The following is a 21,177-nucleotide window of genomic DNA, read 5'->3' on the forward strand; positions in this document are numbered from 1 at the left end:
AACCCTTTCGGGCAGGTGAATGGTTGAGGCGGGGATGTCGATAATTCTAACTCTTGGTGACCATCCCAACGGTTATTTGATAAAAAGCCAACCCGCCACGGCTACCAGGCCGGTTAACAACGATGCGAAAACCGCGCCTGTTACGAATGAATGAGTTGTCGTCTGAAATAATTAATGAACGGGCATGGCTCTGTATTTGTATTTGGTTAATCCCAGCAGTGGATGTTGCTGGTACAGCTATTTTTCCGTTTAATAGCCCACTTCATAATTTAAACATATCCATCCGGGGAGCTTGCAGGAGACAGAGTTGAAGCAAAACGCTTCTGCCGCCCCTAAGTCTTGACCGCTCAACCCTTGCAGTTCAGAGCCGTCACGCTAAATTAATGTTTTATCAGCATGTCAGTATGTTTCTATGGATAAAATCGTCGATATCTTCCTTCGCCTGCTCTACTAAGCCTTTAGATGGCAGGGTTAAGATCTGCTCACTATAACCAAACAGCATTGCATCCAACTGGCGCGCTACGCGGTGCACATCAACAATTCGGAACGACTGCTCGTCCATGCCTGTCTGAATAATGTTTGCCAGCACCTCATGCCACTCATCCAGAAAGGTTTGCATCAGACTCGCGTAAGCTTCGTCATGGGTAGAGAGTAACCATAAGGAACCATATAATTTACGGGTCGGGTCGGGGGCATCGGTAATCATCCCCTTAATAAATTCCTGCAATTTTTGCCTGGCGGATAAAGGCTGAATGATGAGACGAAATTCCTTAATTTCTGCATTGATAAAACTTGTTACTGCCGCGAGACTCAGCGACTGCCAGTCTTTAAAATAATGGTAAATATGGCTTCGTGACAGGCCCAGATACTCTGTTACATCTCGCGTTTTAACCTTATCAATACCCTTCTCTGTAAATAACTCAATAACCGCATTAAGAATTTTCTCTTTCATTAGCTCAGATTTAGCGTTCATCTCTTACCTCAGTTGACTTTGAGCAGTTGCTCAAATAACATATACCATTATTGAGCACTTGCTCTATTTTAACAGAAGTACCACTCATGAACACTGAAAATATAAAGGCTATCTCCCCGACCACAAGCGCCTCCGGCACGCTGAAATCACTGGCTAACCGCTACCGCAAAAAGCTGTTCTTTACTTTTTTATTGGTCGTTGCCGAAAACGTCACTTATCTGTTGTATCCGATCCTGGCTGGCGTCTCCATAAACGCCATCATGTCCGGGCAGACGATAAATGCGATGCTCTATGGCGTATTGATCTTATTTATCTGGTGCTTGGGTGCAGCGCGCAGAAGCGTTGATACCCGCACTTTTGCCAGGATTTATGCGGCCCTGGCCGTATCCGTGATTAAGACTCAACGTAAAAATAACTTAAATCATTCAACCGTTGCAGCACGGGTTGTGTTGTCGAGAGAGTTTGTTGATTTTTTTGAACTGCATTTTCCTATGCTCATCACTTCGCTGTTTTCGATGATGGGTGCCGCAGTGATGTTGCTGATTATCGAATTCTGGGCGGGTATTGCCTGTTTGGTCATCCTGGCTTTACTGGCCTGTTTCCTGCCTGGTTTTGCCCGTAAAAATGAAGTGCTCTATAACAAACTCAATAATCGGCTGGAAAAAGAGGTTGATTTTGTTAGCAGGGCGACATCGTTATCTTTACAGCGACATTACTCCACGCTCGCCAGATTACGCATACGCCTCTCCGATCGCGAGGCAATGGGATATCTGTCAATCGGCGTGCTTGTCGCCATGCTATTTAGTCTGACCATTATCTGGATGACGCATACAACGGGGATCAGTGCCGGGCACATTTATTCGGTCATGACCTATATGTGGATGTTCGCTACCAGCCTGGATAATGGCCCTCAACTGCTGGAGAAATACTCCCAGCTGAGTGATATCGGCCGCCGCGTCCATACGGAACAAATCTGATCCTAACGCACACTGCAAATTTTACTGCTTAATTCCCGGATATTCCGATGCCGCAATTTTTTATTGAAAGGCCTGTTTTTGCATGGGTTATCGCCCTGTTTATTGTACTGGCAGGCATAATTGCCATTCCGCGGTTGCCCGTGGCGCAGTACCCCGCTGTGGCTCCTCCGAGCGTCAGCATTACGGTGACCTATCCCGGCGCCACGCCAGCAACGATGAATGAGTCGGTCATTTCGTTGATCGAGAGAGAAATCTCCAGCGTTGACGACATCCTTTACTTCGAGTCTTCAAGTGATACGTCAGGCACTGCCAGCATTACAGTGACTTTTAAACCCGGAACGGACATCAAGCTCGCTCAGGTTGATGTGCAGAACAAAATCAAGGTGGTTGAATCCCGGCTGCCGCTGACCGTACGTCAGAACGGTCTGAACGTGGAGGCGGCCAACGCGGGATTTCTGATGATCGTCGGGTTGCGCTCGCCCTCGGGTCGATTCAGCGAACAGGACCTTAGCGACTATTTTGCGCGTAACGTTTCTGAGGAACTACGCCGCGTGCCAGGCGTTGGCAAAGTACAGCTGTTCGGCGCTGAGAAAGCAATGCGCGTATGGCTGGACCCGGTCAAACTATTTAACTATAAGCTCTCGGTCAGCGACGTTACCACCGCGCTAAGCCAGCAGAACGCCCAGGTCTCGCCGGGCAGAATCGGCGATGAACCGGCGCAGCCCGGACAAGCTGTGACCTACCCGCTTAACGTACGCGGGCAGCTCAGTTCTGAGGAAGAGTTCCGCAACATTACGCTTAAGGCGCTAAGTAACGGTTCGCGCGTCCGGCTGGCTGACGTGGCGCGCGTGGAACAGGGTCTACAGAGCTACGCGTACGCGATTCGTGAAAACGGCCATCCGGCTACTGCCGCAGCGATCCAGCTGATGCCGGGTGCCAATGCCGTCAGCACGGCGGAGGGCGTGCGTTCTCGGCTTAATGAACTCTCAACGGTGCTGCCGCAGGGCATGGCGTTCTCGGTGCCGTTTGATACCGCGCCGTTTGTGAAGCTGTCGATTGAGAAAGTCATCCACACTTTTATTGAAGCCATGGTGCTGGTATTCCTGGTGATGCTGCTATTTCTGCAGAATCTGCGCTACACCTTTATTCCGGCAATTGTCGCGCCGGTGGCGCTGCTCGGCACTTTTACCGTAATGCTGATGAGCGGGTTTTCCATTAATGTGCTGACCATGTTTGGCATGGTGCTGGCTATCGGCATCATTGTTGACGATGCGATTGTGGTAGTGGAGAGCGTTGAGCGCCTGATGGCTGAAAAAGGCCTGTCGCCAAAAGAAGCAACACGTGAGTCGATGCGCGAGATTACACCAGCGATTATCGGTATTACGCTGGTGCTTACCGCCGTATTTATTCCCATGGGATTCGCCACCGGCTCGGTTGGCGTCATCTATCGGCAGTTCACACTTTCGATGGCTGTTTCCATTTTGGTCTCGGCTTTTCTTGCGCTGACGATGACCCCTGCACTGTGTGCTTCCCTGCTGAAGCCGATTGCGCAGCACGGCGTAGAAAAGAAAGGCTTTGCAGGCGTGTTTAACCGCCGCTTCAGTACCCTAACAACAAGCTATGAGCGGGCATTGCACGCCACGCTGCGCCGTGGCGGCCGCGTCATGCTGATTTATGCCATGCTGAGTGCGGTGATTTTTGCTGCCTATCTGGCGCTGCCTTCATCCTTTATCCCTGAAGACGATCAGGGCTACTTTATGACGTCGATCCAGTTGCCGTCAGATGCCACACAAGAAAGAACCCGTCATGTGGTTGATCGGCTTGAAAAAACGATCATGGAAAGGCCCGGCATTGCCAGTAATATCTCCATCTTTGGCTTTGGTTTTTCCGGATCCGGTCCGAACACCGCGATGGCCTTTACCACCCTGAAAGAATGGGGCGAACGGCAAGGCGCAACCGCTGATGGTGAAGCAAAATTTGTCCAGACGAAGATGAATGACGATCCCGCCGCCACGGTAATGAGCCTGATGCCGCCCGCGATTTCTGATATGGGGACTTCATCGGGTTTTGATCTCTACCTCGAAGATCGTGCCGGCCGCGGTTTTGCAGCATTGTTGCAGACAGCCTCAGAGCTAACGGAGAAAGCCAATAACAGTGGCGTGGTCAGTGATGTCTACATTGAGGGTTTACCTGCGGGTGTAAGTGCCACTCTTGAGGTAGATAGAGAAAAAGCGCAGGCAATGGGCGTCAGCTTTGACGACATTAATCAGATGCTGTCAGTCGCGATTGGCTCAAACTACGTCAATGACTACGTAGATAACGGGCGAGTACAACAGGTTATTGTGCAGGCGGACTCCCGTTACCGTATGCAGCTGGCAGATTTACTCAAGCTTTACGTCAGGAATGCCTCGGGTGAGATGGTGCCGCTGTCGGCCTTTATCTCGACGGACTGGACCCAGTCGCCGCAGCAGCTCAGTCGTTATCAGGGCTATCCGGCGATTAAAATCACTGGCAGCGCCGCTGCTGGTTACTCCAGCGGGGCAGCGATGGCTGAAATGGACCGACTTGCCGCTTCTCTTCCAGCAGGCTATTACGCCGAGTGGACTGGCACCTCGCTGCAGGAACGTAGCTCAGCGGCTCAAATGCCGCTGTTGATCGCCTTATCCGTTCTTATTGTTTTCCTGGTGCTTGCCGCGCTGTATGAGAGCTGGTCAGTACCGCTTTCAGTAATACTTGTCGTTCCGCTGGGTATGGCTGGCGCTCTACTGGCGGTATTTCTCGCAGGTATGTCTAACGATGTTTTTTTCAAGGTCGGTATGATCACACTAATCGGACTTTCAACCAAAAACGCCATCCTCATTGTAGAGTTTGCGCGACAACTTTATGCGCAGGGTGAGCCGCTGCTTGAGGCAACGAAGCAAGCAGCCCGACTACGCCTGCGGCCAATTATCATGACGTCACTGGCTTTTACTCTTGGTGTGGTTCCCCTGATGATGGCAAACGGTGCCAGTAAGAGCACCCAGAATGCGATTGGCACAGGCGTGTTCGGCGGGATGCTTAGCGGTACGCTGCTGGCCATCTTCTTTGTGCCCGTATTTTTTGTGATTATCACATCGGCTGTGCAAAAGCTTAGCGGCTTGCTGAAAAGGGTAAATAAAGGCTGAATGCTAAGCCCAGGCAATCCTGAGTTGATTGCATTGCCATCCATCGACAATGTTAATAAACCCTGCTTTAAACGCGAAGACCCACTTTTCGCTCATAGTGGACGCTGTCATGCACAGCGTCCACTATGGCAGGAGCGGACATTGTTGGCATCGTGATTATTGTTCACTGAGCAGTTCATATTTCGGTAATACCCGGCCATCGTCACTGACAACGTATTTAGCGCCATCTCAGCGACCCATCCTTAACAGGAAGAGCCACAGAGTAAGCTTGCCTAAGGCTGTTTTCACACGGAGTCGAACGAAAAGAATTCAAACAATGCGGGGCCCAGATTAAATAAGAGCCCCAATGTAAATGAAAATATTAAACCTGGAACGCTTCAACCATGCCTCGTAACGCATGTGCCTGAGCAGAAAGCTCTTGCGACGCAGAGGAGGACTCTTCAACCAACGCAGCATTGTTCTGCGTTACGCCATCCATTTGGCTGACGGCAATGCTGACCTGTGAAATTCCCTGCATTTGTTCAGAAGAAGCCAGAGATATCTCGTCCATCGCATCCGCAAGCTCACCTACCATGCTGACGATTTTCATGATGCTCTGCCCGGTTCCTGTCGCCACGTTCACACCACTTTCCACCTGCCCTACGGCCTGCTCAATGAGTTGTTTGATATCCCGTGCAGCAGTCGCACTTCGTTGTGCTAACGTTCTGACTTCACCGGCAACCACGGCAAATCCCCTTCCTTCTTCACCGGCGCGAGCAGCTTCAACGGCGGCATTGAGTGCAAGAATATTGGTCTGGAAGGCAATGCTTTCGATGACGGAAGTAATATCCCTCACTTTTGTCGCGCTGAGAGAAATCTCGTTCATCGTATCAGACATTTTCTGCACATCCGCCTCGCCTGCTCGCGCCAGCTCTGCTGTCCCACGTGCAACTTGTGCCGTCTGCTGTGCACCTGCAGTATTACTTTTCACCGTTGCCGTGAGTTGCTCCATACTCGCGGCCGTTTCCTGAAGCGCAGCGGCTTGCTGTTCAGTGCGGGATGAAAGTTCAGTGTTACCTTTTGATATCTCATCCGCGGCTAAAGCAACGGATCCAGCCGAGTCTTTAATTTGTGATACCAGTCCACGTAGACTCTCCTGCATACGATCTAACGATGCCAGTAAGCTGTGCTTATCGTTACGGCGCAAGGTTATTGAGGTTGTCAGATTCCCCGCGGCGATGGCTGCCGCAAGTGCCTGTGCCTCGGCGGGCTCGCCGCCTAGCTGACGCATCAGTACACGTACGATTAAATAACCGGTCACCACAGAAATAATCACTGAGAGCGCCGCCATTATTAATAAAATAAACGCTGTACGTGTCGTGGATGCACTATTCTCAGCCATCGTATCCTTGCTGAGTGTCATTTCGATGTTTGTTAGCGCATCCAGCGATCCCATTAATGCCTGTTGCGCCGGTCGCGCAGTTTTCATGAGGTAAACCGTTGCTTCTTGCTGACGGTTATCGAGTCCCATTTGACCTGCGATCATTAACGTCTCCATCGCGGCGCTCTCAGAGGCAACGACTTTTTCAAGAGCCTCCTTGCCGTGAGAGGAAACATTGATCCTCATGCTATCCACCAGCTCACGGCGCTTCTCAATATAATTTTTCTGCTGCGAGATTAATCTTTGCCATTCAGGCTGCATTTCTACGGGATCGCTCAGTAAAGCCAGGTTGCGAACGGCAATGGCCATATCTCGAGCAATTCCCCGCATATCCTGAACCAGCGTAAAGCGCTTCATCTTGTTATTGACCGTATCTTCCATCCCATCCCGCGCCTGCCATAATGCGTTCAGAGCAATCCCCGTGCACAATACGAAAAGAATAATGAGCAGACTGAAACCCGCAGCCAGACGTGTAGATATTTTCATTTATAATTCTCTTAAAGTTCAAGATGCTTTGCCGAAGAAAAGGAATTATAGACAGTGAAATTAACCCTGCCTGCGCGACAAATTAATAAGGGCTTCACTCAAATTCATCACGCACGGAAAATATAAGAACTGCTTGAGTTATCACGGTTTACTTAAGTTAAATTTGGCATTTTTAAATGCTTTGGATTAATTTAACTCCGTAAATAACTCAATTTAAATTAACCTTTATTTTAGGGAAAATATTTTATATTTTTTTAGTTACATTATTTTAAAAACGAAGCGTGTTTTAAAAACACGCTTACTTCGAGAAAATTTAACTTATGTTACGCTCTTACCATTACTCAGATTGGATTGAAAAGGAAACGACAGCTTCCTGTAATACCAGCAAACGCCATAATCATACTGAAAGTCTGTCCTATTTTGTCCTCACCGTGGTAACGGCGACCGGCATGCCCTCCTCTGGCCAACTTCATCACATATTTGAAGATCATGCTAAATGGAAAAGAAGTTGAGCGCCGAAGAGAGCATGTGAAACGGGCTGGCTTAATCTCACATTGGCAGCGTATCAGGTTGGAAAAATTGATATGACCCATCACGTCGTGCTTTAGCCTGATACATCGCTGTATCGGCATTTTCAAATAAGGTTTTTACCGTTTTTGTCCCAAATCGTGCCAGGCTGATGCCAATCGATGCGCCGATCTTTACTTCTACGCCATTAATAGCAAATGGAGCTTTCAGGCCGTCTATGAGGCGCAGTGCAATACCGGCTGCAGCATCATGACTACTGCACGTTGCTGCCACGACAAACTCGTCTCCTCCCTGGCGTGCTAACGAGTCGCCCTGGCGCATGCAACTTTGTAGCCGTTCGCTTACCTGCTGCAGCAACATATCCCCTGTTGCGTGCCCCATCGAATCGTTAACTGCTTTGAATCCATTCAGATCGATAAACAGGACAGTCGTATACGCAGGATCTTCTACGTGCGTAAGCATGGATTGCACTTTGTCGTTGATCCAGGCTCGGTTTGGCAGTCCGGTTAAGGTGTCGCGGGTCGCGAGCAGCTCAAGCATCAACATCTTTTCTTTATCCCGGGTGATGTCACGCGAAACCAGCACTGCTCCGATATTTTTACCTGTAGAGGGATCGCTTACGCCACAGGCCTTAGTGCCAAGTGTAATGTAGTGACCGTTACGATGCCGCTTGCGCACCTCGACGACGTCTGGTAACTCAGCACCGTTGAAGATATTTGCCAGAACTGCCGCAGCAGGCTTTTGATCGTCGATATGCAGGAAATCCACCACCAGCTGGCCCACCATTTCATCGGCTGACCAGCCTATCATTTCGCTATACGAAGGAGAGATCGAAACGTACCGACCATCCGCATCACAGTGGGCGATCAGATCAGTACTGTTTTCTATCAACAGACGATATTCTGTCGCCGTACGCAGCGCGTCCTGAAGGGCTTTGCGCTGTCCGGTAACATCTAAAACGAAGCCGCTAAACTGTGTATGAGAATCACTTGGTTGGCATGCCGGCAGACCTGAAACAATCACATGGCGCATCGTTCCATCCAGACACTTGATCGGCACCTCTATATTAAAAGGCGTCTTAAACTCTAATGCCGCTGTCAGCTGCATCGCGATTTTTGCATCTTCCTCTACCAGCGCAAGGCTAAGCCACTCACCAAGCGTTATGCCTTTAAGTAGTGGCAATAAGCCTTCAGGGCTTTCCTGGCTGGCAATGCAAATGCCCCGTGCATCCGTCGACCAAACGGCAGAAAGTGTGGGTTTGATCGCGATATTCATGCTGGTGATTCCGTTGTTTGCCGATGATGCTGAACACATTTATTTCTGCTGCTAAAACCCATCAGGTGCTAAAAAAGTGCCTGATAATGATAACGTCATGCTTTCCATCGCAGCACTGCCAGAGCCTGTTATGAGGCATCTTAGGGCCGCAAGAGCTGATCTCTATTTATCGGCTGATGAGTTCAGGATCTTTAGTGACCCGCATTAAACATCGCCGATCTCGACACGGCGTTTCGCTTCGTGCTTTTTATCGAGCAGGTATTATCCAGCGACATATGATGCTCATGCCATACGCGTGGGCGCGTCTGAAAATGCATAGGCAATATTTACCACTCCGTCTTCAGTCGGGCAATTATAGGTGAGTATTGAGTCATCATACTTTGCTTTCTTCTCAACGCTCTCAGAGCTGTAAACACATGACCTGCTTCGTGGTTAAAGTGGATCGTGCAGTATGCATGTCGGCTTCTCGCCAACAGCGGACATAACAGCATGCCGCTATTAAGTCACTTGAAGGGGCAAAATTTGATTCTGGCCTCGATTTTTACCTATCAAAAAATTAGGTTGCCTATCGATGCACCGCCATCAACATATAAGGTTTGTCCTGTTATAAAGGCCGCATCCTCCGACATCAGAAAGGCAATTGTTGCAGCGATCTCAACCGGTTGCCCAAACCGTTTCATAGGTACACCCGCAAGATAGCGCGCCTCACCCTCACTTCCTGGCGGATTGTTTGCCCTGAAAAGTTCGGTTTCAGTAGGACCGGGCGCCACGGCATTCACGGTAATTCCGGTCTGAGCGAGTTCCAAAGCCCAGTTACGGGTGAAACTAATCAAGGCCGCTTTAGCTGCGGCATACGCGGTCCGCTCAACGCTGCCCAGCACGGTAAGACTGGAAATATTGACGATCCTTCCCCAGCCCCGATCCTTCATTCCAGCCAGAATAGCCTGAGTTCCCTGTATCGCCGGGAAGAGATTGACGCGCATCACATCGTCAAACTGGATTAAATCGATTTCACCAAGGCGCTGTGGCTTTACCAGCCCGACGTTGTTTACTATCCCGTCAAAGACGAATTGCTGACTCAAGGATTCAAAGGTCTGGCGGGTTTGCTCAACGTCTGCCAGATCTGCGTTGATTAAGGTACCGGGAAAGTGTGGGTTAGCGCCTCGCGCCAGTCCAACCACCTGATGCCCCGCACCGGCAAGCCGATGGGACAGTGCCAGCCCGATGCCCTTACTGGCACCGGTAATCAGAAATGTTTTCTTCATCATTTACTCCAGTTATTGATCTCAGGGACAGAGCGCCGGAACAGGGTTAAAAACCATCTCTCAGATATTCTAAAGTGCAGCGCCTCAAACTGAGGCGAGCGCGTTAACGCGTTCAATCGCGCGCTTGACGGCAGGGCGTGCCGCCATCTGTTCAAACCACAGTGTAACATTCGGTGCGTTTTCAAGGCTTACGCCAGCAAACTCGCGACGCCACAACCAGCCAAAGTGCGCGATATCGGCAATCGAAAATGCCTCTCCAGCGACAAACTCATGATCGGCAAGGATGCTATCCAGCACTTTTACTGTACGGTCGGCTTCTGATGAAAAACGTTGCATTGCCAGCGGTTGCGGCCCAGCTGCCTGACGTAGAAAGAATCCGGCCTGACCAAAAGCAGGCCCCAGTCCAGAAGCATGAAAAAATAACTGCTCAAATACGCGCGCTCTTTCCAGGCCAGCGGCAGGCAAAAGTTTTCCGTTCTTTTCGGCAAGATAAACCAGAATAGCGGCGGATTCGGTCAGCACCCGCTTCCCGAAACCGGCATCCGTATCGACAAGCACCGGGACTTTGCCGTTAGGATTAAGGGTGATGAATTCAGCCGATTTCTGCTCTCCTTTACGCACATTCACAGCGTGTAAAATATAATCAAGACCGAGTTCTTCCAGCGCAATCGGCACTTTGATGCTGTTAGGCGTAGCAAATGCATAGATATCTATCATGATCCTTTCCTGGTTTAAATTACCGCCGGGCCATTCCCGAGGTGCTGTGCAAGATATTGGCTGGCACGTCACGGGAATGGTAGATATCCTGCCGGGATAACAACTATTCTTCAGGGGAATGAGATGGATCGCTTTCAGGCTATGGCCACGTTTATTCGCGTAGTTGATACAGGGTCCTTTTCAGCTGCGGCCAGACAGCTCAACATCGGTCAACCTGCCGTATCGAAAATTGTGGCTCAGCTAGAAGCCCGCTTACACACCAGTTTGTTGACCCGTTCAACCCATGGCCTGACACCAACCGAGGCAGGCCAGCGATTTTACGAGCGGGCGCGTCTCGCCTTGCAGGAAGCAGACGAGGCTGAACTGGCCGCCAGAGGCGCGGGAAAAGGGCTGTCCGGAAAATTACGCATTTCAGCAGCCACCACGTTCGCGAGGCTGCATGTCATTCCTCAGCTTCCACGTTTTCTTGGGGAACACCCCGAATTGGATGTGGACGTCATTCTTGATGACCGGGTGATTGACCTGATTGCCGAAGGTGTTGACGTGTCGTTAAGGATGGGAAACCTGCCCGACTCTACTGCCGTAGCCCGTAAACTGGCGACAAGTCCACGATCCGTTATCGCCACGCCAGACTATCTTGCCAGCAAAGGGGAGCCCAGCACGCCAGCCGAACTGGCAGAACATGATGCCGTTCTTTATAACCCTCAGCCAAGCCTGTGGTCATTTACCCGTGAGGACGCGGTTATTCCCATTTCTTTGAGAGGGCGCATTCGAGTCAGTGCCGCCGAAGGTCAGCGCGCTGCCGTGCTCAGTCATATGGGATTGTGCATTGCTTCTGACTGGATGTTTGCAGGGGAACTTAAAAGCGGCGCGGTCAGAAAAGTGCTAACGGCATGGCAGCTGCCATCCATCGATTTGTGGGCCGTGTTCCCTAATGGCCGTCTGGCAAGCGCCAAAGCACGACAGTTCGCCGGCTTTGTAGAAACCATCATGGCGAAAAAATAGCTATAGCTATTCCTTATGGGAATAGCTGTTATCTAATCATGAGGCGATCCCATTTTATTGGGAATGGAATAGTGTTGTTTCACGGCCAGCCACTCCGGGCTGGAAACAACAAGGATCGCCTCCATGACAACGTTTGACTCTTATCGTAATGCCTTTGCCAATGCCCGCCTGACGCGCAAACCCAATGGCGTACTGGAAGTCCAGTTCCACACAGCCGGTGAAAAACTGGTTTTTGATGGCCACACCCACGAACAGTTTGTTTCCCTTTTTCACGCCATCGGCGAAGACCGTGAAAACCGCGCGGTGATCCTCACCGGCTCAGGTGATGCCTTTATGGACGCCATCAGCCCGGAAGGGTTCGATTTCTTCAGTCCGCTCGGTTTCGATAAAATCCTGCGTGAAGGCAAAAAGGTGCTCAGCAACATTCTGGATATCGAAGTCCCGATGATCACCGCGTTAAATGGCCCGGTGCTGCTTCATAGCGAATATGCCTTGCTGACCGATATCGTACTGGCAACTCCAGAGACGGTTTTCCAGGATAAACCCCATTTCGAATTCGGTATTGTTCCCGGCGATGGCGTTCACATTTTGTGGCCAGAAGTCATTGGCTCAATACGCGGTCGTTACTTCCTGCTTACCCGTCAGGTGCTTGATGCACAGACGGCGAAAGAGTGGGGGGTCGTGAACGAAATTGTTCCCGCAGACAACCTCCTTGCTCGTGCACATGAAATTGCTGACGGTATTGCCGCCCTTCCGCCGCTGACCTCGCGTTATACCCGTATTGCACTGACTCAACGCCTGAAACGACTGTTAGAAGAAGGCATTGGTTATGGTCTGGCCCTTGAGGGAATAAGCGCGGCCCAGGTTGTACACACCATGGCTCAGCAACAGGCCTGATGGCTAGCCACCACCGATAAAGTAAACCACTGAACTTGATAATGACCATAACGAGGAACTCCCTGTGAACAGGAGCTCTTCCTCATTGCGAGGGGAATATTATGAAGACGTTACTGTTACCTGTTTCTGCTGGAAAATTACAGCTGAGTCACCGCGTGGTGATGGCGCCCACCACGCGCATGCGAACCGTAAAGGGCGGTATCCCGGGCGAATTAATGATTGAATACTATCGCCAGCGTGCAAGTCAGGGAGGACTACTTATCGCTGAAGCAACCGCTGTGTCTCCCTTTGCTAACGCTTATGAAGATGCTCCGGGTATTTTTACTGATGAACAACAGTCGGGCTGGCAACGATTAGTCGAGGCGGTACATGCTCGTGGCAGTCAAATCGTACTTCAGCTTTGGCATCCGGGCCGCCAGTCGCTGCCTGAATTGTCAGCAGGCCGCCAGCCCATCGCCCCTTCTGCGCTGATCGCCAGAGATACCTATGGCGTGGTTAAAAATCCCCAAGGCGCGTATGAGGGCAAACTTTTTCCTGAGCCCCGTGCTTTAGAAACGAGTGAGATAAAAGGTCTTATGGATGAGCTGCGACAGGCCGCCCTTCGAGCCAAAGCCGCTGGATTTGATGGTGTCGAGTTGCATGCAGCCAATGGCTATTTACCTGAACAGTTTCTGCTGGATGGCAGCAATCAGCGCACTGATAACTACGGTGGCAGCCTTGAAAACCGTGCGCGTTTTTTGCTGGAGTCAGTGGAAACACTCAATGCTGTGTGGGGGCCGGGACGCGTTGCCTTACGTATTTCACCGAGCGGTATCTATGGCGATATGCATGACAGTAATCCCACGGCGACTTTCCGCTATCTGGTCGAGCAATTGAACCCGTTAGAGCTGGCCTATTTGCACATTATTGAACCCCGTATCGTCGGTCCAGATGACAGGGAGTCAGGACATTATTCCGAACCGGTCGCAAGCCGAGATTTGCGTGCTTTTTATCAGGGAACCATTATTGCGGCAGGCGGTTTCAAGCCGGATGATGCAGAAAGTATGCTGCAACAGGGTGACGCTGATCTCATCGCCTTTGGTCGCCTTTTCACTTCAAACCCCGACCTGCCAGAGCGTATTCGCCATGCATTCCCATTGACCGCATTTAACCGCGACACCTTCTTTGGCGGGGACGCGCGAGGTTATAACGATTTTCCTGCTTATTCCCCTTTACCGCTGTAAAGGGTGGTTTGATTGCATCGACCACATGTGCTTTAGAACCATAGAAAATTTAGTCATTATTGATGATCCGGTACGCCAAACTAATACCGGATCATTTGTAATTTAAAATCGACATCAACTTTTTAAAGCTGAGACGTCCGCTTTTCGCTCATAACGGACGTTGTGCAGGCCCATGTCCGCTATGAGCGAAAAGCAGACTTCAGTGCTTTGGACAAACCCATAATGCAACTAAGGATCATTTATGTTAAAAAAATGTTTCTTGGTAGTTATGTCTGAAACCTAATGGAACAGAAATGAGAACGCAGAAGCGATGCATGGGATATGTGGCCATAGTCGTTGATGACTATGATCGGGCAATTGAGTATTACACGGAAACGCTGGGGTTTACTCTCGTTGAAGATACACCTCAGCAGGGTAAACGTTGGGTCGTAATCACACCTAACCCGGAAAGCGATTGCAATCTTCTACTGGCACGCGCTTCAAATGAGAGGCAGGAAGATTTTATAGGCAATCAATGTGGTGGAAGGGTATTCCTTTTTCTGCAAACTGATGACTTTTGGCGCGACTACAACTCCATGAAATTAAAAGGCGTTACATTCTCCCAAGAGCCTCGCGAAGAGGAGTACGGAACAGTAGTTGTATTTGAGGACCTGTACGGCAACCGCTGGGATCTTTACCATAACAAGCAAAATTAAAACTCCCTAACGGTTGAGTCATTACGACGTTTCCGCCCCCAAAATAATGTCCGCTTTTCGCTCATAGCGGACCTTGTCTAAGACGCACTTCTGCTTCGTGCCTGAAGCGGACTTTAAGCACCTTAGCCGCCCTGAGGGCGGCTCTCAGTCTCAACTCATTTCTCAGAGTGAAAGGCCCAGTCAGCTGCTGTCGCGAGCGACACAAACGGGCCAGCTAGTGTGACGTTGTGGTGGCTGATGATTTCATTTGCGGAAAGGTAATTGTTATCCATTGTCGTGTGCGCATCTGAAATCAGCACGGTACTGAATCCCTGTTCCGGTGCTGCGCGGCAGGTAGTGTCCACACAGAATTCTGTTTTCATCCCGGCGATAACCAGTTCCTTAACACCTCGCTGGCTAAGCTGATGCTGCAGGTTCGTATCCCGGAAACAGTTGGGGTGCTTTTTGATAAACACGACATCGTGCTCGGCGTTCACATTCATTTCGGGTATCAGTTGTGTCAACGGACTTTGCTCAGAGAAGTGAGAATCATCAGGTCCGGTGTGGCGGGCAAAAAATACGGGCACCTTAGCCTGCCTCGCTTTTTCAATCAGCAAGCAGATGTTAGACAGAACCGAGTCGGCAAAATACGGTGAGGCGGGGCCACGGAAAAGTCCCTGCTGCATATCGATAACTAAAAGCGCATTTTCAGATGAAATCATGATGTATCTCCATTCAGTGAGTCATGAACGGAGAAATTTTCTTCCCCGTCCGGTTTGGCGGGGAGTCAGAGTCTGTTTTGTCAGGAGCCAGTCACAGATACGCCCACGCCGCCGAAAGTTCCGGTGGTGGTAACGGTTGTAACTGGATGAACTGACTTAATCATTTTCTGACTTTCTCTTATGGGTTGGGTATCAGGAACAGGAAACACAACGAATCCAAAAAAACTGCTCTTTTCTTTTAGCACTGAGATTTACCGGATTCAACAAATATGTTTCCTGAATATTGCCGAGCTTTGTTGGCACCCCCTGACCCGCAAAGGAAAGCAATTTGGCTTCCGCTTCTCGCTAATATGGGACATTGGCCTGACGTCATTACACTTTTTGGCAGAAGCAGATATTATCTGAGTTATGCAGTTTCACCTGGCTAAGCTCGTCTATTTATCTCAGTGCATCTTACAACAGGTTAATGCTGTTTATCAGATAGCAACGGCTTCATGAAACTGCGTTCGTGGCTAAGGATGAACTTTTTGTGGTTAGTTTCATCGAAAAGTTTGACACATTCCGCCTTACTTAAAGTGGCTACTCTGTATTCTTCATACTGCGCAGGGGGCAGTAGCGGCCAAGATCAAAATGGCTCACCTGCGAAATGGCGACTATCTATTCCAGTCTCGCGTTGGCTCAGAACGCCACATCTCAACCCGGCAATATAACCGTATTTTTCACGGATGGATTGAGAAGCTCGGTCTCTACGATTCGCTTTACAGCACGCATTCTATGCGCAGGACTAAACCTTATCTAATCTACAAAAAACAAAAAATCTGAGGGTAATCCAGCTTCTGTTGGGCCATAAAAAACTCGAAAGCACAGTTCGTTACCTGGGCATTAAAGTCGATGATGCCCTGGAGATATCTGAATCGATTGAAGTCTAACTAGCGAGGGTTGCAACAGCAGCCCTGTGCCAGAAGCAGACGTTGATGATTTATTTATATGCACTGCTGAAAAAAAGTCCCCTAAGCCCAACACATTCAATCCTCACTGGCTTCATGATTAACAAGACGCGCACGGCAGACATCCAGAATTTCATCAGCCAGAGCGGAATTATCTGGGCAGGCACGAGACAACACCAGTGCACCCACAAGATGGGCGATGGTATCTATCAGGTCAGCGCGCGTGCCATTTTCAGTTCCTAAAACGGCGAGTTGGCGTTCAAGTCCGGCGGCAAATGTCGCCTTGATTGATTCAGACTGACGGGATGTATCGGTGCCCAGTGCTGACATCACGCACCCTTTTCCCATATCATCGCGATGTTGTCGGGAGAGGTAGTATGCAATAAATTTTTCCCGGTCCACATCTGCCGTGCTTTCTGCAGTACGCGTAAATCCGCAGCTCATCGCTTCCGCCATCAGGTCTGCTTTTGAACCAAAGTGCTTGTAAAACCCGCCATGGGTTAAGCCTGCCGCTGACATCAGTTCCGCCACGCCCACGCCATCGTAACCGCGTTCGCGAAAGAGTTCTGAGGCCGTTTCAACAATGCGTGTCCGGTTTTCCCGAACCTGCTCTTTCGACACTTTCATGCTTTCCTGCCCCTCTTAAAAATTGAGTTTAAGTATACATTGATGATGACCGTAATCAAACGAGTTGACATTATAGATTATGATCATCATCATTATATTGACACCTCAACCCACCATTAACGGGCGAATAAGCATGACGAATCAGACATTATTTCAACCCTATGAACTTGGCTCACTAACACTGGCCAACCACATCGTGATGGCACCGCTGACACGTAACCGGGCCGGAACGGGGCTGGTACCGGGCGAACTGGCGGCGACCTACTACGCCCAGCGTGCCACAGCAGGATTGCTGATCACTGAAGCCACGCAGATCTCCGCACAGGCGCAGGGCTATCAGGATACGCCGGGGATCTACACGCAGGCTCAGATCGATGGCTGGCGTAAAGTGACTGACGCGGTGCATGCCAAAGGTGGGCGCATATTTGTACAGTTATGGCACGTAGGACGAATTTCTCATGTCGATTTACAGCCGGGTGGTGCTGCACCGGTCGCGCCGTCTGCCATTCGCGCCGAGACAAAAACCTTTGTGAACAATGGCTTTGCTGATGTTTCTGAGCCACGTGCGCTGGAGTTGCAGGAAATACCGGGGATTATCGACGATTTCAGAACGGCATCGGCCAATGCCATTGCCGCCGGCTTTGACGGCTTAGAGATTCACGGCGCGAATGGTTATCTACTGGAACAGTTCCTCAAAGATGGCGCAAATCAGCGAACTGATGAATACGGCGGCTCTGTTGAGAATCGTGCGCGCCTGCTTCTGGAAGTCACGGCGGCTGTAAAAGATGAGATTGGTGCTGACCGCACCGGCGTACGTATTTCACCGGTTTCTCCTGCTAATGCGATTTCGTGCAGTGATCCGCAGCAGCAATATGATTACGTCGCTGACCAACTCAGCGCATTAGGCATCGTGTACCTCCATGTAGTTGAAGGTGCGACGGGCGGCCCGCGTGATGTATCCCCGTTCAATTACGACTCCCTGCGCCAGCGTTTTAAAAACACCTACATTGGCAACAATGGCTATGACCTGGAACTGGCGTCCGCTCAGCTTGCGCAGGGTAAAGCCGATCTGTTCGCGTTTGGTCGCCCGTTCATCTCCAATCCCGATCTGGTCGAAAGGCTGAAGACGGGCGCACCTCTGGCCTCAATCAATCCTGAAACACTTTATGGCGGTGGCGCAGCGGGATATACCGATTACCCGTCGCTGACTGAGACCAGTAAGTAAAGCACCGGTGTGACGGTTCTTCATACATCGCACATGGCGAATTCTGTTTACACTTTAATAAAGAAGATCAAATTATGACTAAAGCTTCAGTTCTCATTACAGGCGCATCCACGGGTATTGGTGCGGTTTACGCTGAACGGTTCGCTCGCCGGGGCCACGACCTGGTTTTGGTTGCGCGCGACAAAACGAAGTTAGAAATACTGGCCGATCGTCTGCGACAGGAAAATGGCATTTCTGTCGATGTTTTGCCTGCTGACCTTACGCAAACGAGCGATTTAGCTGTGGTCGAAGCTCGCCTGCGTGAAGACGCGCAGATTGGCATTCTTATCAATAACGCGGGTATTGCACAGTCCGGCAGTTTTACAGAGCAGACACCTGATTCAATAGAAAGCCTTATCGCGCTTAATGTTACTGCGCTGACGAGACTTGCCAGTGCCGTGGCACCACGCTTTGTGCAAGCAGGCGAGGGATCGATCGTCAACATCAGTTCCATCGTCGGCCTCGCCCCAGAATTTGCCATGACGGTTTACGGCGCCACCAAAGCCTTCGTGCTTTTTCTGTCTCAGGGAATGAATGTCGAGCTGTCATCTAAAGGCATTTATATCCAGGCGGTGCTCCCTGCCGGCACTTACACGGAAATCTGGGACCGTGCGGGTATCGACATCACTAACTCGGCAAAATTCATGGAAGTGGGCGAGTTAGTGGATGCCGCACTGGTAGGTTTTGACCGCCGTGAACGGGTTACCATTCCGCCTTTACATGTTGCTGCCCGCTGGGACACCCTCGATGCTTCGCGTCAGGCTCTGCTTTCAGACATCAAACAAGATGAATCCGCAGAACGATATAAAGCACTGTAATCAATGAGGTGTCCTGTGCAGAACGGTCTTCCGGCTGTTCTGCACAGCGGTAAATCCGACATAAATCCATTACAGCCTGTCGTCTCATCAGCGATGAGAAACCTGAAACATCTCATGAAGGCCTTATTCAGCATGGCAAAAAAACGTGTTGCACTGGTTACCGGCGCGTCCTCGGGTATCGGCGAAGCGTCTGGTCATAAACTTTTAGCCGCAGGATTTACGGTATATGGTACGAGCCGTCGTGGCGCTCAGGCGGGAAAGCATCCATTTCCTTTACTGGCGCTGGATGTGACGGACGACGCTTCTGTTGAGGCCGCCATTGAGGAGTTGCTGCGTCTGGAGGGGCGAATCGATGTTCTGGTCAATAATGCGGGCTTTGGGGTTGCTCCAGCGGCGGCGGAAGAGAGTTCTGTTGAACAGGTCAAACACATTTTCGACACCAACTTTCTGGGCATCGTCAGGTTGAGCCGCGCAGTGATCCCTCATATGCGCCGTCAGGGCAGCGGACGCATCATCAATATCGGTTCGATCCTCGGCATCGTTCCGTTGCCGTATGTGGCACTTTATGCTGCCAGTAAGCATGCGGTCGAAGGGTATACCGGAGCACTGGATCATGAACTGCGCACACAGGGCATCAGAGTGTCTGTCATCGAACCTGCCTACATGAAAACACAGTTTGAAGCCAATAATATCGAGGCGGATGCAAAGCTTCAGGAGTATGACCAGATCCGGGCTAAGCTGACGAAAGTGGTGAGTAAGGCAATGGCTGAGGCGGAAAGTCCGGAGGTGGTGGCTGACGTGGTGGTTAAAGCTGCTCAGACTTTACGCCCGAAGGTGCGCTACACGGCGGGAAGGCTGGCAGGTCAATTGAATTTTATTCTCAGATTCGCCCCTGCGTCATTCCTGGATAATGTGGTGCGCAAAAGTCTTCAGCTTGATGCGAAAAAATAAATGAAGAATAAGACGATGAAAGCACTTACGTTTAAACGCTATGGTAAATCCCCTGAGCTGGGATTCGATAACATCGATTGCCCTTCCCCCGATGATAATGAAATTCTGGTAAAAGTTTTCGCTGTGGGTCTGAACCCGATTGATAACATGATCCCAACCGGAATATTCAAACCGGTTTTGCATTTTAAACTCCCCGCTACTTTGGGAAGCGATTTAGCCGGGGTTGTCATCGCCGTGGGGAGTCGAGTGATGCGGTTCAAGCCAGGTGACGAAATTTTCGCCAGCACTTTCGACACGGGAATAGGTTCTCTTGCGGAGTTTGCAGTGGTGCCAGAGAGCGCTGCAGCCATAAAACCCACGAACCTGGATTTCGTGCAGGCGGCTTCGCTCCCGATGGTGAGCCTCACATGCTGGCAGGCGCTGACAGAGCGAGCCGGGTTGCAGCCTGGTCAGAAGGTCTTCATCCCGGCAGGTTCCGGGGGGATTGGCAGTTTTGCCATCCAACTGGCGAAGCACCTTGGCGCACAGGTGGCCACGACAACCAGCACAGACAACGCCGGGTGGGTGAGTCATCTGGGCGCAGACGAAGTGATTGATTATAAAAAGCAGGAATTTGAAAACGAGCTGAGCGGTTACGATGTGGTTCTCGGCACTATCAGAGGCGATTCAATTGAAAAATCCACTCAAATTCTCAAGCCGGGTGGAAAGATTGTTTCTCTCATCGGTCCATTAGATGCTGCGTTCGCCCGGTCGCGGAGACTCAACGTCCTGCTGCGTTTAGTTTTCGGGCTGATGAGCCGCAAGATCATACGTCTTACAAAAAATCGAGGCCTCATTTATTCATTTCTTTTTGTCCGTCCTGATGGCGATCAGCTCGCCCAAATCGGCAAACTCATTGAGGCAGAACAAATCAGGCCAGTGATCGACAATGTATTCCCTTTTATAGAAGCAAAAGAAGCTCTTGCCTATTTGGGTCAGGGGCACGCGAAGGGCAAAGTAGTCGTTAAGATGCAGGAGTCATAACAAATGAAATTTGAATCTGTTTAAAAAATATCGAAAGAAAAACGCCACTAATTTGACGATATATCAAGGCCATGTTGTCATCTAAATTGATGGCCTTGTATGTCCGCTATTCGCTCATAGCGAGCCTGACGCGCGCGTCCGTTTCCTGCCATAAGCGGATGCGACGGCTCTGAATGAGAAATTAATAGTTGAAGGTATAAGATCTCTGGCTGACGGTGATT

The 21,177-nt window shown here is 50.4% G+C and carries 17 protein-coding genes and 1 pseudogene; 11 read left to right on the forward strand and 7 right to left on the reverse strand.

Annotated elements, in window-relative coordinates:
- Positions 1-391: 391 nt before the first annotated feature.
- Complete coding sequence (locus tag AAF463_RS22650; protein WP_350262166.1) at positions 392-973, reverse strand: TetR/AcrR family transcriptional regulator; 582 nt, start codon at positions 971-973, stop codon at positions 392-394.
- 86 nt (positions 974-1,059) lie between these two features.
- Here AAF463_RS22650 and AAF463_RS22655 point away from each other — a divergent pair, with 86 nt between their 5' ends.
- Both AAF463_RS22655 and AAF463_RS22660 read left to right on the forward strand, forming a co-directional pair.
- A complete protein-coding gene (locus AAF463_RS22655; RefSeq protein ID WP_350262168.1) occupies positions 1,060-1,950 on the forward strand; it encodes an ABC transporter six-transmembrane domain-containing protein in 891 nt (296 codons plus the stop codon).
- 47 nt (positions 1,951-1,997) lie between these two features.
- Positions 1,998-5,114, forward strand: a complete 3,117-nt coding sequence (locus tag AAF463_RS22660; RefSeq protein WP_350262170.1) for a multidrug efflux RND transporter permease subunit — start codon at positions 1,998-2,000, stop codon at positions 5,112-5,114.
- Positions 5,115-5,475: 361 nt separating this feature from the next.
- On the opposite strand, the gene AAF463_RS22665 is transcribed toward AAF463_RS22660, so the two are convergent.
- The 4 genes from AAF463_RS22665 to AAF463_RS22680 form a co-directional block, all read right to left on the reverse strand.
- Positions 5,476-7,020, reverse strand: a complete 1,545-nt coding sequence (locus AAF463_RS22665; RefSeq protein WP_350262172.1) for a methyl-accepting chemotaxis protein — start codon at positions 7,018-7,020, stop codon at positions 5,476-5,478.
- A 549-nt stretch (positions 7,021-7,569) separates the two neighbouring features.
- Complete coding sequence (locus tag AAF463_RS22670; RefSeq protein WP_350262174.1) at positions 7,570-8,823, reverse strand: diguanylate cyclase; 1,254 nt, start codon at positions 8,821-8,823, stop codon at positions 7,570-7,572.
- Positions 8,824-9,371: 548 nt separating this feature from the next.
- The gene (locus AAF463_RS22675) at positions 9,372-10,091 is read right to left on the reverse strand and encodes an SDR family oxidoreductase (protein ID WP_110866704.1); all 720 of its coding nucleotides are present in this window, start codon (positions 10,089-10,091) and stop codon (positions 9,372-9,374) included.
- 81 nt (positions 10,092-10,172) lie between these two features.
- On the reverse strand, positions 10,173-10,805 hold the full coding sequence (locus AAF463_RS22680; RefSeq protein ID WP_350262460.1) for a glutathione S-transferase family protein: 633 nt from the start codon (positions 10,803-10,805) through the stop codon (positions 10,173-10,175).
- Between the two features lie 123 nt (positions 10,806-10,928).
- Here AAF463_RS22680 and AAF463_RS22685 point away from each other — a divergent pair, with 123 nt between their 5' ends.
- The 4 genes from AAF463_RS22685 to AAF463_RS22700 all read left to right on the forward strand — a co-directional run bounded on the left by AAF463_RS22685 (position 10,929) and on the right by AAF463_RS22700 (position 14,625).
- On the forward strand, positions 10,929-11,810 hold the full coding sequence (locus tag AAF463_RS22685) for a LysR family transcriptional regulator (RefSeq protein WP_350262176.1): 882 nt from the start codon (positions 10,929-10,931) through the stop codon (positions 11,808-11,810).
- Positions 11,811-11,933: 123 nt separating this feature from the next.
- Positions 11,934-12,707: an enoyl-CoA hydratase/isomerase family protein gene (locus AAF463_RS22690; protein WP_110866701.1), complete on the forward strand. Its 774-nt coding sequence runs from the start codon at positions 11,934-11,936 to the stop codon at positions 12,705-12,707.
- A 101-nt stretch (positions 12,708-12,808) separates the two neighbouring features.
- Positions 12,809-13,930, forward strand: a complete 1,122-nt coding sequence (locus AAF463_RS22695; protein ID WP_350262177.1) for an alkene reductase — start codon at positions 12,809-12,811, stop codon at positions 13,928-13,930.
- 293 nt (positions 13,931-14,223) lie between these two features.
- Positions 14,224-14,625 (forward strand): VOC family protein, encoded by a 402-nt coding sequence (locus tag AAF463_RS22700; protein WP_350262178.1) that lies wholly within the window; start codon positions 14,224-14,226, stop codon positions 14,623-14,625.
- Between the two features lie 155 nt (positions 14,626-14,780).
- Here the strand turns inward: AAF463_RS22700 and AAF463_RS22705 are convergent, their stop codons facing one another.
- The gene (locus tag AAF463_RS22705) at positions 14,781-15,326 is read right to left on the reverse strand and encodes a cysteine hydrolase family protein (protein ID WP_350262179.1); all 546 of its coding nucleotides are present in this window, start codon (positions 15,324-15,326) and stop codon (positions 14,781-14,783) included.
- A 612-nt stretch (positions 15,327-15,938) separates the two neighbouring features.
- Here AAF463_RS22705 and AAF463_RS22710 point away from each other — a divergent pair.
- Positions 15,939-16,255 (forward strand): annotated as a pseudogene (locus AAF463_RS22710) (tyrosine-type recombinase/integrase); the annotation flags it as partial.
- A gap of 96 nt (positions 16,256-16,351) precedes the next feature.
- Here the strand turns inward: AAF463_RS22710 and AAF463_RS22715 are convergent.
- The gene (locus AAF463_RS22715) at positions 16,352-16,900 is read right to left on the reverse strand and encodes a TetR/AcrR family transcriptional regulator (protein ID WP_350262180.1); all 549 of its coding nucleotides are present in this window, start codon (positions 16,898-16,900) and stop codon (positions 16,352-16,354) included.
- 133 nt (positions 16,901-17,033) lie between these two features.
- Between AAF463_RS22715 and AAF463_RS22720 the strand changes: the two genes are divergently transcribed.
- The 4 genes from AAF463_RS22720 to AAF463_RS22735 all read left to right on the forward strand — a co-directional run bounded on the left by AAF463_RS22720 (position 17,034) and on the right by AAF463_RS22735 (position 20,956).
- On the forward strand, positions 17,034-18,125 hold the full coding sequence (locus tag AAF463_RS22720; RefSeq protein ID WP_350262181.1) for an alkene reductase: 1,092 nt from the start codon (positions 17,034-17,036) through the stop codon (positions 18,123-18,125).
- A 74-nt stretch (positions 18,126-18,199) separates the two neighbouring features.
- On the forward strand, positions 18,200-18,982 hold the full coding sequence (locus AAF463_RS22725) for an SDR family oxidoreductase (RefSeq protein WP_350262182.1): 783 nt from the start codon (positions 18,200-18,202) through the stop codon (positions 18,980-18,982).
- 132 nt (positions 18,983-19,114) lie between these two features.
- Positions 19,115-19,933, forward strand: a complete 819-nt coding sequence (locus AAF463_RS22730) for an oxidoreductase (RefSeq protein WP_350262461.1) — start codon at positions 19,115-19,117, stop codon at positions 19,931-19,933.
- The gene (locus tag AAF463_RS22735; protein ID WP_350262183.1) at positions 19,934-20,956 is read left to right on the forward strand and encodes an NADP-dependent oxidoreductase; all 1,023 of its coding nucleotides are present in this window, start codon (positions 19,934-19,936) and stop codon (positions 20,954-20,956) included.
- The last annotated feature ends 221 nt before the right edge of the window (positions 20,957-21,177 follow it).

The sequence above is a fragment of the Pantoea sp. BJ2 genome (assembly GCF_040255075.1).
Lineage (GTDB): Bacteria > Pseudomonadota > Gammaproteobacteria > Enterobacterales > Enterobacteriaceae > Pantoea > Pantoea leporis.

What these genes read in the sequence shown, in the direction of transcription:
- AAF463_RS22690 (WP_110866701.1), top strand. Translation starts at nt 11,934, where the DNA reads ATGACAACGTTTGACTCTTATCGTAATGCCTTTGCCAATGCCCGCCTG.
- AAF463_RS22675 (WP_110866704.1), bottom strand. Translation starts at nt 10,091, where the DNA reads ATGATGAAGAAAACATTTCTGATTACCGGTGCCAGTAAGGGCATCGGG.
- AAF463_RS22685 (WP_350262176.1), top strand. Translation starts at nt 10,929, where the DNA reads ATGGATCGCTTTCAGGCTATGGCCACGTTTATTCGCGTAGTTGATACA.
- AAF463_RS22715 (WP_350262180.1), bottom strand. Translation starts at nt 16,900, where the DNA reads ATGAAAGTGTCGAAAGAGCAGGTTCGGGAAAACCGGACACGCATTGTT.
- AAF463_RS22700 (WP_350262178.1), top strand. Translation starts at nt 14,224, where the DNA reads ATGAGAACGCAGAAGCGATGCATGGGATATGTGGCCATAGTCGTTGAT.
- AAF463_RS22695 (WP_350262177.1), top strand. Translation starts at nt 12,809, where the DNA reads ATGAAGACGTTACTGTTACCTGTTTCTGCTGGAAAATTACAGCTGAGT.
- AAF463_RS22670 (WP_350262174.1), bottom strand. Translation starts at nt 8,823, where the DNA reads ATGAATATCGCGATCAAACCCACACTTTCTGCCGTTTGGTCGACGGAT.
- AAF463_RS22705 (WP_350262179.1), bottom strand. Translation starts at nt 15,326, where the DNA reads ATGATTTCATCTGAAAATGCGCTTTTAGTTATCGATATGCAGCAGGGA.
- AAF463_RS22665 (WP_350262172.1), bottom strand. Translation starts at nt 7,020, where the DNA reads ATGAAAATATCTACACGTCTGGCTGCGGGTTTCAGTCTGCTCATTATT.
- AAF463_RS22730 (WP_350262461.1), top strand. Translation starts at nt 19,115, where the DNA reads ATGGCAAAAAAACGTGTTGCACTGGTTACCGGCGCGTCCTCGGGTATC.
- AAF463_RS22655 (WP_350262168.1), top strand. Translation starts at nt 1,060, where the DNA reads ATGAACACTGAAAATATAAAGGCTATCTCCCCGACCACAAGCGCCTCC.
- AAF463_RS22680 (WP_350262460.1), bottom strand. Translation starts at nt 10,805, where the DNA reads ATGATAGATATCTATGCATTTGCTACGCCTAACAGCATCAAAGTGCCG.
- AAF463_RS22720 (WP_350262181.1), top strand. Translation starts at nt 17,034, where the DNA reads ATGACGAATCAGACATTATTTCAACCCTATGAACTTGGCTCACTAACA.
- AAF463_RS22735 (WP_350262183.1), top strand. Translation starts at nt 19,934, where the DNA reads ATGAAGAATAAGACGATGAAAGCACTTACGTTTAAACGCTATGGTAAA.
- AAF463_RS22725 (WP_350262182.1), top strand. Translation starts at nt 18,200, where the DNA reads ATGACTAAAGCTTCAGTTCTCATTACAGGCGCATCCACGGGTATTGGT.
- AAF463_RS22660 (WP_350262170.1), top strand. Translation starts at nt 1,998, where the DNA reads ATGCCGCAATTTTTTATTGAAAGGCCTGTTTTTGCATGGGTTATCGCC.
- AAF463_RS22650 (WP_350262166.1), bottom strand. Translation starts at nt 973, where the DNA reads ATGAACGCTAAATCTGAGCTAATGAAAGAGAAAATTCTTAATGCGGTT.